This window comes from Mesorhizobium sp. BR1-1-2 (genome assembly GCF_020165435.1).
Taxonomy (GTDB): domain Bacteria; phylum Pseudomonadota; class Alphaproteobacteria; order Rhizobiales; family Rhizobiaceae; genus Mesorhizobium.
This window is the reverse complement of record NZ_JAIUID010000004.1, coordinates 179,138-193,206: the sequence shown is the minus strand read 5'-3', so window position 1 is coordinate 193,206 and position 14,069 is coordinate 179,138. Positions and strand designations below refer to the sequence as shown.

The 14,069-nt window shown below is 63.6% G+C and carries 14 protein-coding genes; 11 read left to right on the top strand and 3 right to left on the bottom strand.

The genetic code is table 11. The features are described 5' to 3' along the window. The first annotated feature begins 189 nt into the window (after positions 1–189). From phnL to phnE (LB551_RS10520), 6 genes are all read left to right on the top strand, one after another. On the top strand, positions 190–897 hold the full coding sequence (gene phnL, locus LB551_RS10545) for a phosphonate C-P lyase system protein PhnL (protein ID WP_224659125.1): 708 nt from the start codon (positions 190–192) through the stop codon (positions 895–897). Then, positions 894–1,511 carry a DapH/DapD/GlmU-related protein gene (locus LB551_RS10540; RefSeq protein ID WP_224659124.1) on the top strand — a complete coding sequence of 206 codons (618 nt, stop codon included), beginning with the start codon at positions 894–896 and terminating at the stop codon, positions 1,509–1,511. Before phnL ends, LB551_RS10540 begins: the two co-directional genes overlap by 4 nt. A 259-nt stretch (positions 1,512–1,770) precedes the next feature. Beyond that, positions 1,771–2,619 carry a phosphonate ABC transporter ATP-binding protein gene (gene phnC / locus LB551_RS10535; protein ID WP_224659123.1) on the top strand — a complete coding sequence of 283 codons (849 nt, stop codon included), beginning with the start codon at positions 1,771–1,773 and terminating at the stop codon, positions 2,617–2,619. A gap of 91 nt (positions 2,620–2,710) precedes the next feature. Next, positions 2,711–3,619: a phosphonate ABC transporter substrate-binding protein gene (gene phnD, locus LB551_RS10530; RefSeq protein WP_224659122.1), complete on the top strand. Its 909-nt coding sequence runs from the start codon at positions 2,711–2,713 to the stop codon at positions 3,617–3,619. Between the two features lie 58 nt (positions 3,620–3,677). Further along, positions 3,678–4,634, top strand: a complete 957-nt coding sequence (gene phnE / locus LB551_RS10525) for a phosphonate ABC transporter, permease protein PhnE (RefSeq protein ID WP_140549986.1) — start codon at positions 3,678–3,680, stop codon at positions 4,632–4,634. A 2-nt stretch (positions 4,635–4,636) separates the two neighbouring features. Beyond that, the gene (phnE, locus tag LB551_RS10520) at positions 4,637–5,995 is read left to right on the top strand and encodes a phosphonate ABC transporter, permease protein PhnE (RefSeq protein WP_224659121.1); all 1,359 of its coding nucleotides are present in this window, start codon (positions 4,637–4,639) and stop codon (positions 5,993–5,995) included. A 70-nt stretch (positions 5,996–6,065) separates the two neighbouring features. Here the strand turns inward: phnE (LB551_RS10520) and LB551_RS10515 are convergent, their stop codons facing one another. Genes LB551_RS10515 through LB551_RS10505 form a run of 3 tightly spaced genes read right to left on the bottom strand, consistent with a single transcriptional unit; the run spans position 6,066 to position 9,257 of the window. After that, positions 6,066–6,917: a sugar phosphate isomerase/epimerase family protein gene (locus tag LB551_RS10515; RefSeq protein ID WP_224659120.1), complete on the bottom strand. Its 852-nt coding sequence runs from the start codon at positions 6,915–6,917 to the stop codon at positions 6,066–6,068. Positions 6,918–6,956: 39 nt separating this feature from the next. Further along, positions 6,957–8,144: a Gfo/Idh/MocA family protein gene (locus LB551_RS10510; RefSeq protein WP_224659119.1), complete on the bottom strand. Its 1,188-nt coding sequence runs from the start codon at positions 8,142–8,144 to the stop codon at positions 6,957–6,959. A 57-nt stretch (positions 8,145–8,201) separates the two neighbouring features. Continuing rightward, complete coding sequence (locus LB551_RS10505) at positions 8,202–9,257, bottom strand: sugar phosphate isomerase/epimerase family protein (RefSeq protein WP_140513799.1); 1,056 nt, start codon at positions 9,255–9,257, stop codon at positions 8,202–8,204. Positions 9,258–9,656: 399 nt separating this feature from the next. Here LB551_RS10505 and LB551_RS10500 point away from each other — a divergent pair, with 399 nt between their 5' ends. The 5 genes from LB551_RS10500 to LB551_RS10480 are packed head-to-tail and all read left to right on the top strand — an operon-like array spanning position 9,657 to position 13,912. Then, positions 9,657–10,544 carry a sugar phosphate isomerase/epimerase family protein gene (locus tag LB551_RS10500; protein ID WP_140549445.1) on the top strand — a complete coding sequence of 296 codons (888 nt, stop codon included), beginning with the start codon at positions 9,657–9,659 and terminating at the stop codon, positions 10,542–10,544. A gap of 56 nt (positions 10,545–10,600) precedes the next feature. Beyond that, positions 10,601–11,770, top strand: coding sequence for a mandelate racemase/muconate lactonizing enzyme family protein (locus tag LB551_RS10495; RefSeq protein ID WP_140500381.1), 1,170 nt, complete (start codon positions 10,601–10,603; stop codon positions 11,768–11,770). A 2-nt stretch (positions 11,771–11,772) separates the two neighbouring features. After that, positions 11,773–12,489: a FadR/GntR family transcriptional regulator gene (locus LB551_RS10490; protein WP_140549444.1), complete on the top strand. Its 717-nt coding sequence runs from the start codon at positions 11,773–11,775 to the stop codon at positions 12,487–12,489. 5 nt (positions 12,490–12,494) lie between these two features. Continuing rightward, entirely contained in the window at positions 12,495–13,475 is a 981-nt protein-coding gene (locus tag LB551_RS10485; RefSeq protein WP_224659118.1) for a hydroxyacid dehydrogenase, read from the top strand. A 41-nt stretch (positions 13,476–13,516) separates the two neighbouring features. Next, positions 13,517–13,912 (top strand): hypothetical protein, encoded by a 396-nt coding sequence (locus LB551_RS10480; protein ID WP_224659117.1) that lies wholly within the window; start codon positions 13,517–13,519, stop codon positions 13,910–13,912. Positions 13,913–14,069 lie beyond the last annotated feature (157 nt).

Sequence of the window (14,069 nt, the reverse complement as noted above, 5' to 3'; positions counted from 1 at the left end):
CCCTCTGGCCTGCCGGCCATCTCCCCCTCAAGTGGGGAGATTGGCTGTCACCTCCGCTTTGGCCAATTTTCGACCTCGCGGAATGTACGAGACGCAAAAGCTTCCGATCTCCCCCCTTGCGGGGGAGATCGCCGGCAGGCCGGAGGGGAGCGCCGGCCCGCAAACATACGACAACAGGAGAATCTTCTGATGCCGACCCCGCTCGTTGTCTCCGATGTCGCCAAGAGCTTCACCATGCATCTGCGCGACGGCATCAAATTGCCTGTCGTCGCCGGTGTCTCCTTCTCGATCCGCGCCGGTGAATGCACCGTACTCGGCGGCCCCTCCGGGGCCGGCAAGAGTTCGATCCTGAAGATGCTCTACGGCAATTACGCCGTCGACGAAGGCCAGATCATCGTCGCGCACGAAGCCGGGCTGATTGATCTTGCCAGCGCCAGCCCGCGCACCGTGCTTGCCGTGCGCCGGCAAACGATCGGCTATGTCAGCCAGTTCCTGCGCACCGTGCCCCGCGTCTGCGCACTCGATGTCGTCGCCGAGCCGCTGGTCGAGCGCGGCGAGGAGCGCGAGGCGGCACGGGAAAAGGCACGCGCGCTCTTGGCGCAGCTCAATCTGCCGGAAAAGCTCTGGGCCTTGCCGCCGGCGACCTTCTCCGGCGGCGAGCAGCAGCGCGTCAACATCGCGCGCGGCTTCATCACCGGGCACCCGATCCTGCTGCTCGACGAGCCCACCGCCTCGCTCGATGCAAGGAACCGCGATGTGGTGATCGAACTCATCGCCGCCAAGAAAGCGGCCGGCATCGCCCTGCTCGGCATCTTCCATGACCACGACGTGCGCGAAGCGGTGGCCGACCGCATCATCGACGTCACCGCCTTCGCCCCGGGAAAACTCGCCGCATGAGCAGGAAATTGTCGGAGACGCCGCTGGTCCATCCCACGGCGGAGGTGCAGAACTCGACGCTCGGCCGCTGGACCGAGATCGCCGACCGCAGCCGGGTTTCGGAAAGCGAACTCGGCGACTATTCCTACATGATGCAGGACTGCGCCGTCTGGTGTGCGACGATCGGCAAATTCTCCAACATCGCGGCAAGCGTGCGCATCAACGCCACCAACCACCCGACCTGGCGGCCGACGCTGCACCACTTCACCTACCGCGCATCGGACTATTGGGACGATGCCGAACACGAGAGCGAATTTTTCGCAGAGCGCCGCGCCAGGCGCGTCACAATCGGCCACGATACGTGGCTCGGTCACGGCTCGACAATCCTGCCCGGCGTCACCGTCGGCGATGGCGCCGCGGTTGGCGCCGGTGCGGTGGTATCGAAGGATGTCGCGCCCTACACCATCGTCGCCGGCGTGCCGGCAAAGCCGATCCGCGAGCGCTTCGATCGCCGCACCGCCGAGCGCTATCAGGCGCTTGCCTGGTGGGATTGGGACCATGCAAGGCTGCGCGCCGCCCTCGACGATTTCCGTCAGCTCGAGGCCGAGGCTTTCCTGGAAAAATACGGCGGATGACGGTGGTGAATGGAATAGGGCCGTTCACCATTCACACCCCTGAAATTGAACTCGGACAGGAGGCTGTCTTCTCAAGCCGCCTGCCTTCTGCAGCTTCAGGGGCATGAAGCATTTCGAGGAACTGATGGTCCTGGCCTGATCGCGCACGAAACGGCTGTGGGTGGTAACAAAACTGACATCAATCCGACACCGCAGGTTCATGGCGCTGCGCTAGCGAGGGTCAACAGGACCTTCAACCGCGACTGGACGGGAACGCACCATGTCAGCCACGCTCGAAATCCGCGGCGTCACCCGACGATTTGGCAAGAACACCGCCGTCAACGATGTCAGCATCTCGATCCCGCAGGGTCAGATGGTCGGCGTCATCGGCCGTTCCGGCGCCGGCAAGTCGACCCTTCTGCGTATGGTCAACCGCCTTATCGATCCCAGCCATGGATCGATTTTCTTCGACGGCGCCGAGGTCTCGCAATTGCGCGGTTCGCCGCTCAGGCGCTGGCAGCGCGACTGCGCCATGATCTTCCAGCAATTCAACCTTGTGCCGCGCCTCGACGTGCTGACCAATGTGCTGCTCGGCCGGCTGAACCATCGCCCGACCCTGTCGAACCTTTTCGGCATGTTCTCGCGGACCGAATGTGCGCAGGCGGTCGCCGCCCTTGAGCGGCTCGACATCGCCCGCACCGCGCTGCAGCCCGCCGGCACCTTGTCGGGCGGCCAGCAGCAACGCGTTGCCATCGCCCGCGCCATGATGCAGCAGCCTCGGGTGATCCTGGCCGACGAGCCGATCGCTTCGCTCGACCCGCTCAACGCCAAGGTGGTGATGGATTCGCTGCAGGACATCAATTTGCGCGAGGGCATCACCGTGGTCACCAACCTGCACACGCTGGACACCGCCCGCACCTATTGCAACCGCATCATCGGCATGGCCGCGGGCAAGGTCGTGTTCGACGGGCCGCCGGAGGAGCTTAACCGCGAGGCCGTCCGTCTCGTCTATGGCGCCGACAGCAATGGCGGCGAAATCTCCGAGGCTATCACCTCGACCAGCGTTGCCTTCAAGCAAAAGATCGCCGCATCCGCCGGACCGCTCGAACCCGCATTCCCTGGTTACTGAGAGCGACCTGGATCGCCAGCCCGCGTCAGGGCACCCGTCAAAATCACCAACGCCGCCGGCGCGGGGCCGGAACCCACAGGAGAAAAATTAGATGTTCAGGAAAATGGTTTTTGGCGCCGTTTCGGTGCTCGCAATGGCCACCGGCGCGGCGAATGCCGCCGATATGAAGGAATTCCGCGTCGGCATCCTCGGCGGCGAGAACGAAACCGACCGGCTGCGCAACTACCAGTGCCTGGCCGATCACCTGAAGGCCGAATTCGGCTTCGAGAAGGTCTCGCTGTTCCCGGCCGCCGACTATGACGGTGTCATCCAGGGCCTGCTCGGTGGCACGCTCGATTTCGCCGAGCTCGGCGCTTCCGGCTATGCCAGCGTCGTCCTCAAGGACCCCAAGGCGGTGACCCCGATCCTCACCACCCAGCAGACCGACGGCGCCACCGGCTACTATTCGATCGGCCTGGCGCTGAAGTCCTCCGGCATCACCGACATCAAGTCGGCCAAGGGCAAGAAGCTCGGCTACGCCGATCCGGATTCGACCTCCGGCTATCTGATCCCGCTGACGCAGATTCCGAAGGACACGGGCGCGTCGAACGAAACCTTCTTCGCCTCGACCCAGTTCAATGGCGGCCATGAAAACAACGTGCTCGCCGTGCGTGACGGCAAGGTCGACGTGGCGGTGGACGATTCCTCCGGCATCGGCGACTTCAAGGACGGCTACACCTCCGGCACCTTCCACAAGGAAGTCGCCAAGGGCGCCGTCGACCCCAACGACTTCGTCGAGGTCTGGCGCTCGGGCCTGATTCCGAACGGCCCGCTGGTCGTGCGCACCGCGCTCGGCGACGAGATGGCGGCCAAGCTGGCGGCCTTCTTCACCGACCTGCCCAAGAAGGACAAGGCCTGCTTCGAAGGCGTCGAAGGCGGCGATTTTACCGGCTATGTTCCTGTGAAGGCGGATTTCTACAACGTCATCGTCGAAGCCCGCAAGGCGGCCATCGGCGGCTAAGGGCAAAAATCAGGAAGGGCGGCGTCGAGAAAACGCCGCCCTTCCTGCATGTCCAATCATGACCCTTTCCGTGACAGCTCCTTCCGGCGCCACGCACCAGATGGCCGACGCCTGGCGTCGCCAGACCTCCTTGCGCCGGCTCTACACCGCCATCGGCGTCTGCCTGCTGCTGGTCGCACTTGGCGGCACCATGTGGTTCGCCGACGAGGCCAATGCCGGGCACTTCTTCGACCGGCTGCCGCACATTCTGGATTTCCTGAGCTGGCTCGTTCCCAAGGACTGGAACGATGTCTGGCGGGCGCTGTTCGACATCGCCTCCCCGCATGACACCGGCACGCAGGAATTCAACTTTCCGCTCGGCCGCGCCTATGTCTGGGGCGGTTTCTACATCCCCGAATATTTCGAGCTGATGCTGACCACGCTTAACGTGGCGTTGGTCTCGACATTTATCGGTTTCGTCTTCGCCGTGCCGTTCTCCTTCATCGCGGCGCGCAACCTGACGCCGCATCCGCTGCTGCGGCTTGTCGTCAAGCGCGTCATGGAACTGCTGCGCGCCTTTCCCGAGATCGTCATCGCCGGCCTGTTCGCGGCCATCGTCTCGATCGGCCCGATCGCCGCCATCATCGCCATCGGCCTGCATTCGATCGGTGCGCTGGGCAAGCTGTTCTACGAGATCAACGAGAACATCGACATGCGCGCCGAGGAAGGCCTGCGGGCCGTGGGCGCCAACTGGTTCGAACGGGTGCGCTTTGCCGGTCTGCCGCAGGTACTGCCCAATTTCATGTCCTATACGCTGCTCAGGATCGAGATCAACGTGCGCATCTCCACCATCATGGGCGCGGTCGGCGGCGGCGGCATCGGCGAGGAGCTGAAGCTGTCGATCTCGCGCGGCTTCGGCGCCAAGACCATAGCCTTGGTACTGCTCCTGTTCACGACCATCTTCATCGTCGACCAGTTCTCCGCCTGGCTGCGCCGCAAGCTGGTCGGCGAACAGGCCTTTGTGATGAGCGCCTGATCATGACCGCCACTGAGATCCAGTCGATCGAGGAACGCTTCCCGCACGTGTTCCGCCGGCCGCTCCACAAGCGCTTCGCGCCGCTGCTGCTGCTCGGCGGCATCTTGCTCTACCTGCTCTATGCGCTGTGGTTCTTCAATCTGCCGCAAGTGCTGCGGGAATCGCATTGGGAAAGGCTGCCGCTGTTCCTGACCCAGTGGATCAGTTACGACGTGCAGCCGATCTTCCGCCTCGATGAGCCTGAGATAACGGCCAAATACCCCCGCTTTTCGGTACTCGGCCCCAATCCCGACCCGGATTGGGTTAGGACCAACGCCGACGGTTCGGTGACGGTCCTGATCGACGGCGCGGCGAAGTCGGTCACCTTCGACAAGACACGAGCGACGATCATCGCCGCTGGCAAGAGCGTGCCGGTGGCGCTGGACAGCGGCAAACCGCTGGTCTCGGGACCTGTTCCCGACTGGGTCACCGTGCATGAGGATGAGGTCGTCGCCGACATGGGCTTCGCCGGCGAAGTCCGCGTTGCTCCCGACCGCGTCAGGATCCGCAAGCGCTTTCTCGGCTGGGCGAACTTCGTCTTCGACACACGCTCGCCCTTCTTCGGAAAATCGCCTGGCGAAGTGATATCGCTGATCACATCGGGGCCCGAGCTGAAACCGGGGACCTCCAATCTGGCGCTCGCCGGCGACAACATCTGGAACAATGCGCAGTGGCAGCATGGCGATGTCTGGACAAAGCTGTTGCAGACCATCGTCATGGCCTTTCTCGGCACGGCGCTCGGCGGCATCGTCGCCTTCCCGCTCGCCTTTTTCGCCGCCCGCAACATCACCCCCAACCGGCTGTTAAACCAGTTGCTCAAGCGCTTCTTCGACTTCATGCGCTCCATCGACATGCTGATCTGGGCACTGTTCTTCACGCGCGCCTTCGGACCGGGTCCGCTGGCCGGCAGCGCCGCGATCTTCTTCACCGAGATCGGCACGCTCGGCAAAACCTATTCCGAGGCGCTGGAGAACATCGATGACAAGCCGCGCGAGGGTGTTGTATCGACAGGCGCCAACCGTCTTCTGGTGCAGCGCTACGGCGTGCTGCCGGAAGTGGTGCCGGTGTTCATCAGCCAGACGCTCTATCAGTGGGAATCCAACACCAGAGGCGCAACCATTATTGGCGCCGTCGGCGCCGGCGGCATCGGCCTGAAACTGTGGGAAGCGATGCGCACCAATTCCAACTGGGCCAACGTCTTCTACATGGTGCTGCTGACGCTGGTCGTGGTCTTCATCTTCGACAACATATCCAACTTCCTGCGCCGCCGGCTGAGCCGCACGATCCATGATTACAACAGGTTGCACGCCGAGCGGGGATAGCCTTGGGGTGGAGCATCAAGCGAGAGGGGGGCGCGAAGGAATGCCGGCGTTCGTCGACGGCGAAGCGACCCTAAGCCGCCTTCCTCCACCCGTTCCTGATATGCCTGTACCCATCCCGGTAAACCGCTTCCGGGCTCTCGGAAAAATCGCGCCACACCTTGGTCGCCGCCGCGAGATCCTTCAGCGAACGTCCAAACGCCTCGATCGTCAGCCAATCGTCATAGCCGCTCTTGCGGATGGCCGAGAATGTTTCCTTCCAGGGGATGTTGCCGCGTCCCGGCACGCCGCGATCGTTCTCCGATATGTGGATATGCACGACATTCCTGCGATGCTTCGTATAGGCGCCGATCGGGTCGGCCTCCTCGATATTGGCGTGGAAGGTGTCGTACATCGCCTTGATGTGCGGCCGGTCGATGGCATCGATATGCTCCGACAGGTCGGCCATAGTGTTGAGCAGATAGCATTCGAAGCGATTGAGCGCCTCGAGCCCGATGGTGACGTTCCTCTTGCCTGCATGATCACCGATGGCGCGCTGCGAGGCGACGGAGCGTTTCTTCTCACCCGCGGTCGGGCCGGACCCGGAAAAGGCGCCGAGCGTAGAATGCAGCGGGCCGCTCAAAGTTCGAGCGCCGAGGGCATCTGCACAATCGATCGCCCATTTCATGTAATCGACACCGGCCTTGCGCGTTGCCGCATCCGGCGAGATCAGGTTCATCTCCGGATCGCCCATCGCTGAAACGGCGGTCCGTTCAAGCCCTATGCGATCGAGCAGCTCGCCGAGTTTTCTGTAGTCGTCCGGCATGCCGGCAAAGATCGGTATCTCGACGCCGTCGAAGCCGGTGGCCTTGATGTCGCGAAGCAATGGCTCGTGTTTTTTCGAGACGTTGGTCGTCCACAAGAACATGCACATGCCGATTTTCATCGACGCCCCTCCCCCAAATGATCCCCCGCGAGATCAAATTTAAAGTTTCGTCCACGCTCCATTCTTCTTCGACGATTTCACGCAGGCCTCGATGAAGGCCATGCCCTCGACGCCGTCCTGAATGGTCGGGAACACGACGTCCTTGGCAGGCTTGCCGCCCTTCCTGCGCGCGGCGCGGATGGCGCGTGCGGCCTCCTGGTAGATGTTGGCGAAGCCTTCGAGATAGCCCTCGGGATGGCCTGAGGGAACGCGGCTGACACGGCCAGCCACCGGCAGCGCGCCGGCGCCGTTGCGGGTGATCAACTGCTTCGGCTGGCCGAACGGCGTGTACCAGAGGTAATTCGGGTCGGCCTGAACCCATTCCAGCCCGCCCTTCGAGCCATAGATGCGCAGCTTCAGTCCGTTTTCGTGGCCGGGCGCCACCTGGCTTGCCCAGATCATGCCTTTTGCCGCATGCGCCTTGCCGACCGCCTTGAAGCGCAGCATGACGTTGACATTGTCGTCGAGCTGCCGTCCCGGCACGAAGGCGTCGAGATCGGCCGACAGCGCGTCGAGTTCCAGCCCGGAGACAAAGCGGGCAAGATTGTAGGCATGCGTGCCGATGTCGCCGAGCGCGCCGCCGGCGCCTGCCTGCTTGGGGTCGGAACGCCACGCCGCCTGTTTTTGGCCGGTGGCGGCAAGGTCCTCCGTCAGCCAGTCCTGCGGATATTCCGACTGCACGATGCGGATGTCGCCGAGCACGCCCTTGGCCACCATCTCGCGTGCCTGGCGGATCATCGGATAGGCGGTGTAATTGTGGGTCAGCACGAACACCTTGCCGGTCTTCTCGACCAGGGCGGCCAGCTTCTTCGCCTCGGCCAGCGTCGTTGCCAGCGGCTTGTCGCAGATGACGTGGATGCCGGCTTCGAGGAACGCCCTGGCCGCCGGCACATGCACATTGTTCGGCGTGACGATGGCCACCGCCTCGATGCCGTCCGGGCGCTTGGCCTCGGCCTTGGCCATCTCGGCAAAGGACGCGTAGCTGCGCGAAGGGTCGAGCCCGAGCTCGGCGGCAGAGGCCTTGGCGCGCGCCGGATCGGACGACAGCGCGCCGGCGACCAGAACGAACTCATTGTCCATGCGCGCCGCGATCCGGTGCACCGCCCCGATGAATGCGCCTTGCCCGCCGCCGACCATGCCATAGCGGATCGGGCCGCCTCCCGCTTCCGACTTCGATGCACCGACCATGTCGTCTCCCTCGTGTCTGAGATACCCCTCCCCCTCGAGGGAGAGGGAAAACCCGCGCTAGATTCCCATCATGGCGCGCAGCACCTTCTTATCCGTGGCACCGCCGGCGAAATCGTCGAACGCCTTCTCCGTCACCCGGATGATGTGGTGCTGGATGAAGGGAGCGCCTTCGGCGGCGCCATCCTCCGGATGCTTCAGGCAGCACTCCCACTCCAGCACCGCCCAGGAATCATAGTTGTACTGCGTCAGCTTGGAGAAGATGCCGCCGAAATCCACTTGTCCGTCGCCAAGCGAGCGGAAGCGGCCGGCGCGGTTCGTCCAGCTCTGGTAGCCGGAATAGACGCCTTGCCGGCCGGTCGGGTTGAACTCGGCGTCCTTGACGTGGAAGGCCTTGATGCGCTCGTGATAGATGTCGATGAATTCGAGATAGTCGAGCTGCTGCAACAGGAAGTGCGACGGATCGTAATTGATGTTGCAGCGCTTGTGACCACCAACCGCGTCGAGGAACATCTCGAACGTCGCCCCGTCGAACACATCCTCGCCGGGATGGATTTCGTAGCCGACGTCGACGCCATTGTCCTCGTAGACATCGAGGATCGGCTTCCAGCGCTTGCCTAGTTCTGCGAACGCCTCTTCGATCAATCCGGCCGGCCGCTGTGGCCAGGGATAGAGATAGGGGAAGGCCAACGCGCCGCTGAAGCTCACCGAGACGTCGAGCCCGAGATTGCGCGACGCCTTGGCCCCGAACTGCATCTGTTCGACCGCCCATTGTTGCCGCGCTTTGGGGTTGTTGTGCACCGAAGCCGGCGCAAAGCCGTCGAACTGCGCGTCATAGGCCGGATGGACCGCCACCAATTGCCCCTGCAGATGCGTCGACAGTTCGGTGATCTCGACGCCGGCGTCGGCACAGATGCCCTTCACCTCGTCGCAATAGGCCTTGGAAGACGCAGCCTTCTGGAGATCGAACAAGCGCGCGTCCCAGGTCGGGATCTGCACGCCTTTATAGCCGAGGCCAGCCGCCCATTTTGTGATCGATGCAAGCGAATTGAACGGCGCTGCATCGCCCGCGAACTGCGCCAGGAACAGTCCAGGGCCCTTCATCGTCGTCGGCATCGGCATCCTCCCTCATTGTTGTCGCGACCGAGCATAGCGCCGATTGAAGACAGGGCCAGCCACTTTGGCCTGTTCTCAACGGTCACTGGCGTGCATTGTCATTCTGGTATTACCAAACGTGGCGATTTGGTCAAGTCTTGCCACTCACACTCAGAGCCCTCCGCCATGCCACAGGAGGGCTTCATAGTCCAATATAATCAACGGAGTAATCCAGACATTAGGTTGTCATCGCACAGTTCTTGCCGCGCGTTGGAAATTGCTGTAGACCTCGTCTTGGGCCCAATTGGTCGAACCAGTTTGCGAAGAAATGCTGGAACGCCTTGGGGAGGAACCGTCCGTCACATCCGGTGACGGCATGTTGCAGGCGAACCATTAGGGACGATCCGGGAAGGACAGACCATGCATCTTTCGACGCACAACTGGATGCGCGCGGAACCGTTGGAGACGACGCTCAAGCGCATCAAGAAATTCGGCTATGAGTCGATCGAGATTTCCGGCGAGCCCGACCAGTACAAGACCCGGGAGACGCGCGCGCTCCTCAAGGAGCACGGCATACGCTGCTGGGGCGCAGTGACCTTGATGCTGGGCGAACGCAACCTTGCCGCCCGGGACCAGGGCCAGCGCGAGCGCTCCGTGCAATACGTCAAGGACGTGTTGACCATGGTCAGCGAACTCGACGGCGAGATCATCACGCTGGTTCCCGCGACCGTCGGCAAGGTCGTGCCGGACGGCACCGAGGAAGAGGAATGGAAGTGGGTGGTCGATGCCACCAGGGAGTGCTTCACCCACGCCAAGAAGGTCGGCGTCAAGATCGCGGTCGAGCCGCTCAACCGTTTCGAGACCTACCTGTTCAATCGCGGCGCCCAGGCCTTGGCGCTGGCCGACGCTGTCAGCCCGGAATGTGGCGTCTGCCTGGACGCCTACCACATCCATATGGAGGAATTTAACGTCTACGACGCGATCCGTAAGGTCGGAAAGCGCCTGTTCGACTTCCATGTCGCCGACAACAACCGCTTCGCCGCAGGCCTCGGCCAGATCGACTGGCCGAAGATCGTCGCGACCTTGCGGGAGGTCGGCTATGACGGGGCGCTGACCAACGAGTTCGTCGCGCCTGTCGACCGCACCCCGGCCGCGCCCTACCCCGACATGGTCGAACGCCACCCGGTCGACATCTCGCCCGAGCAGCTCAAATTCATCCAGGATCACGGCTCCAGCGTGCTGACGGAAAAATTCTACACCGACCAGATGCGGATCACCGCCGAAACGCTGCTGCCGCTGATCAAGTAGCCGATCCGATTGGGAATGAGCCCTCCCGCCATCCGGCGGCTGGGCCGGGGAAGACCATGCGCATCAAAAGCGTCCAGGCCTGGTGGATCCGCATACCGATCGAGGCGGCCAAGCAGCACCGCAGCGATTTCGGTCAGGTGACGACCTTCGACGCCGCCATCCTGCGCATCGAAACCGATGACGGGCTGGTCGGCTGGGGCGAAGGCAAGAACGCCGCCGGCAGCGCCGGCAGCTATGGCGCGCTCGTCCATATGCTGAACCGTGAAGTCGGGCCGCAGCTCGTCGGCCGCGATCCGGCCGATATCGGCATCATCTGGGAAATGCTCTACAACGGCGTGCGCCACGACAGCGCGGCGCGCGCCGGCCATGCCATGCCGCAGCTGGCGCGGCGCGGCATGAGCGTGGCCGCCATCAGCGCGGTCGACATCGCGCTCTGGGACATCCTGGGCAAATCGCTCGGGCAGCCGGTCTGGCGACTGATCGGTGGCCGCAAGCTCGATCGCATGCCGGCCTACGCCTCCGGCGGCTGGGCGTCCGCCGACGCGATCGGCGACCAGCTCAAATCCTATGTCGCCAGGGGCGGCTTCAAGGCGCTGAAGATGCGCATCGGCGCCATGGATGGTGCCGCGCATGTGTCGGCTGCTCGCGTTCGCGCCGCCCGTGAGGCGCTCGGCCCCGACGTCGAGTTGATGGTCGACGCCCATGGCACCTATACGGTGGCGGAGGCGAAGCGCTTCATCCATCTCGCCGGCGATCTCGACCTTGCCTGGTTCGAGGAGCCGGTGATCGCCGACGACAAGTCCGGCCTTGCCGAAGTCCGTGCCTCCGGCGCCATACCGATCGCCACAGGCGAAAGCGATGCGACCCGCTATGCCTTCCGCGACCTCGCCGTGCTCAAGGCCGCCGACATCTTCCAGCCCGATCCCGCCTTCTGCGGCGGCATCAGCGAGGCCATGAAGATCGGCACCATTGCCAGCGCGTTCAACCTGCGCTTTGCGCCGCATCTATGGGCCGGCGCGCCCTGCTTCTTCGCCGGGCTGCATGTCTGCGCCGCCTCGCCGTCGAGCTTCACCGTCGAATACTCGCTCGGCGCCAATCCCATGATCCACGACCTTGTCGAAGAGACTGTCGAAGCAAGGGACGGTATGATAGCGATCCCCGAAAAGCCGGGATTGGGGTTCACCATTTCGGAGCGGTTCCTGGAGGCGCACGCGCAACGCAATTGACGATGAAAGAAAACAACCTTCTCGCGGAGCTTGCCGCCTATCTGTTCTCCCATTCCGACAAGGAGACGGGCCGAACCCCGTCGGAACGCGAACTGGCGGAGCATTTCGGCGTCAGCCGCGGCCAGATCCGCGAGGCGCTGGCCATTCTCGAGGCCATGCGCATCGTCGAGCGCAGGGCCAAGTCCGGCATCTATATCGACACCAAGCAGGCCAGCGTCGAGGCGCTGGCGCTGTTCGCGCGCGCCGGCCTGCCGCTCGATCCCTTGCAGATCTACGAGACGGTCGAATTGCGCAAGATCCATGAGATCAAGGCGGCCGAACTTGCGTGCTCGCGTGCCACCGAGGAGAATTTCGAGCGCCTGCGCGAAATCCTGAAGGCCTCGGAAGAACGCATCGCGGCAGGCGAAGGCCTCGCCAAGGAGGATCGCGAGTTCCATCTCGAGATCGTGCGCGCCACCAAGAATGGCGTCTTCCACAACATCTGCAGCGTCTACTATTTGATGGGCGAGCAGCGCCTGCCGATCTACTTCAACGATCCGGAGCGTAGCGTGCGCTCGCATGCCGAACACATCCAGATCTACGAGGCGCTGCTGCGGCGCGACGGCAATCTCGCCCAGGCGCTGATGAGCGCCCATCTGCAAGGCGCGGAAAGCTACTGGAAGGGCCTGATCGAAGGCCTCGGGGCGGCGCCGCAAAGCCCGACGCTCGAACAGGCCTGACGGAGATGACGCGCATCCTGTCGACGCACAAGTTGCATCCGCGCGCTGCGGCCATGCTGGCGGGGGCGGGTGAGCTTGTCGTCGCCTCGGCCCTCGATCCGGGCACGCTGGCCACCGAGGCGAGGAATGCCGACATCGTCATTGTGCGTGCACCCCTGCCACCCCTGCTGTTCGAGGGTGCCACCAGGCTGCGGGCAGCAATCCGCCATGGCGCCGGGCTGGACATGATCCCGATGGAAGCAGCGACCGCGGCAGGTGTGCTGGTCGCCAACGTGCCGGCGGTCAACGCACGCTCGGTGGCCGAGCATGTGATGTTTGCAGCCCTCGCCCTGCTTCGGCAGTTCCGTGTCGTCGACCGCGACCTGCGCGCCAAGGGCTGGCTTGCCGGCCGCGAGCACGCCAATTTCAACGTCGAGCTTGCCGGCAAGACGGTCGGCATCGTCGGCCTCGGCGCCGTCGGCCAGGCGGTCGGCCATATCGCCGCGCACGGTTTCGACCTCAACGTGGTGGCAACGACACGCAGCATGCAGCCGGCGCCGGACAAGGTCGGTTTCCTCTCGATCGACGCGCTGGTCGAGCAGAGCGACATCATCGTCCTGTGCTGCCCGCTGACGCCGGAAACGCGCGGCCTGATCAGCCGCGAACGCATCGCGCGCATGAAACCCAACGCGTTGCTGATCAACGTGTCGCGCGGGCCGGTCGTCGATGACGACGCGCTGATCGAGGCCTTGCGGGAGCGCCGCATCGGCGGTGCCGCGCTCGACGTGTTCTCGACGCAGCCGCTGCCATCGGATCATCCCTATTTCAGCTTCGACAATGTCGTCATCACCCCGCATATGGCCGGCATCACCGAGGAATCCATGATGCGCATGGGCGTTGGCGCGGCCGGCGAGGCCCTTTTGGTGCTGGCAGGCAAATTGCCGGTCAATCTGCGCAACCCGGAAGTGGTCGGGCACTATCGGCGACGGTTTCCCGCTGACAGCTAGACCATCGCCGTTTCGCCCCAATTCTTCGCGACGCTGGAGCCATGTCCGTTCTTCGCCTCGCATTGCTGTGCCTTGCCACCACCTCAGCGGGCTCGCTGCCCTCGCTCGCCGAAGCCGAAAGCAGCTATGTCTATTGCGACAATGGGCTGCGCTGCTTCAAGGCTCCCTGCCCATCGAACAGCGCGCTCGATCTCGCCACCGGCAAGATCATCAAGGGCGTGTCGATCGACACCGGCGGGCTGCCGACGAAGGACAAGGCGATGGTCGAGGCGTCGGATGCGCTGTATGCCGGCAAGATTGTCGTCAGGGGATCGATCGCGCGACGCACCCAGACCATCACGGGCAAGCAGTACAGCCTGCCGTGGCTGGTCGCGACGGCCGTCGAGCGCGCCGCCAAGGACAGCGAACGCAAGCACTGCTCTTCACACAAACCATGATCGCTCCAACGCGTATTCCAAACCGGCCTCTGCCGCAGCGCGGAATTCGTATATCGTCAAGGTCGTCGCGGCTCGGTGCCTTCTGCTAAGCGGTCCAAATAGGCTTGATAGGCAAAGACCCTGTGTCGCTGTTTCCCCGTCACTTCGCGAACTATGC

Bases quoted from the DNA above. Each gene is read 5' to 3' on its own strand.
- phnL (WP_224659125.1), top strand. From the start codon at position 190: ATGCCGACCCCGCTCGTTGTCTCCGATGTCGCCAAGAGCTTCACCATG.
- LB551_RS10540 (WP_224659124.1), top strand. From the start codon at position 894: ATGAGCAGGAAATTGTCGGAGACGCCGCTGGTCCATCCCACGGCGGAG.
- phnC (WP_224659123.1), top strand. From the start codon at position 1,771: ATGTCAGCCACGCTCGAAATCCGCGGCGTCACCCGACGATTTGGCAAG.
- phnD (WP_224659122.1), top strand. From the start codon at position 2,711: ATGTTCAGGAAAATGGTTTTTGGCGCCGTTTCGGTGCTCGCAATGGCC.
- phnE (WP_140549986.1), top strand. From the start codon at position 3,678: ATGACCCTTTCCGTGACAGCTCCTTCCGGCGCCACGCACCAGATGGCC.
- phnE (WP_224659121.1), top strand. From the start codon at position 4,637: ATGACCGCCACTGAGATCCAGTCGATCGAGGAACGCTTCCCGCACGTG.
- LB551_RS10515 (WP_224659120.1), bottom strand. From the start codon at position 6,917: ATGAAAATCGGCATGTGCATGTTCTTGTGGACGACCAACGTCTCGAAA.
- LB551_RS10510 (WP_224659119.1), bottom strand. From the start codon at position 8,144: ATGGTCGGTGCATCGAAGTCGGAAGCGGGAGGCGGCCCGATCCGCTAT.
- LB551_RS10505 (WP_140513799.1), bottom strand. From the start codon at position 9,257: ATGCCGACGACGATGAAGGGCCCTGGACTGTTCCTGGCGCAGTTCGCG.
- LB551_RS10500 (WP_140549445.1), top strand. From the start codon at position 9,657: ATGCATCTTTCGACGCACAACTGGATGCGCGCGGAACCGTTGGAGACG.
- LB551_RS10495 (WP_140500381.1), top strand. From the start codon at position 10,601: ATGCGCATCAAAAGCGTCCAGGCCTGGTGGATCCGCATACCGATCGAG.
- LB551_RS10490 (WP_140549444.1), top strand. From the start codon at position 11,773: ATGAAAGAAAACAACCTTCTCGCGGAGCTTGCCGCCTATCTGTTCTCC.
- LB551_RS10485 (WP_224659118.1), top strand. From the start codon at position 12,495: ATGACGCGCATCCTGTCGACGCACAAGTTGCATCCGCGCGCTGCGGCC.
- LB551_RS10480 (WP_224659117.1), top strand. From the start codon at position 13,517: ATGTCCGTTCTTCGCCTCGCATTGCTGTGCCTTGCCACCACCTCAGCG.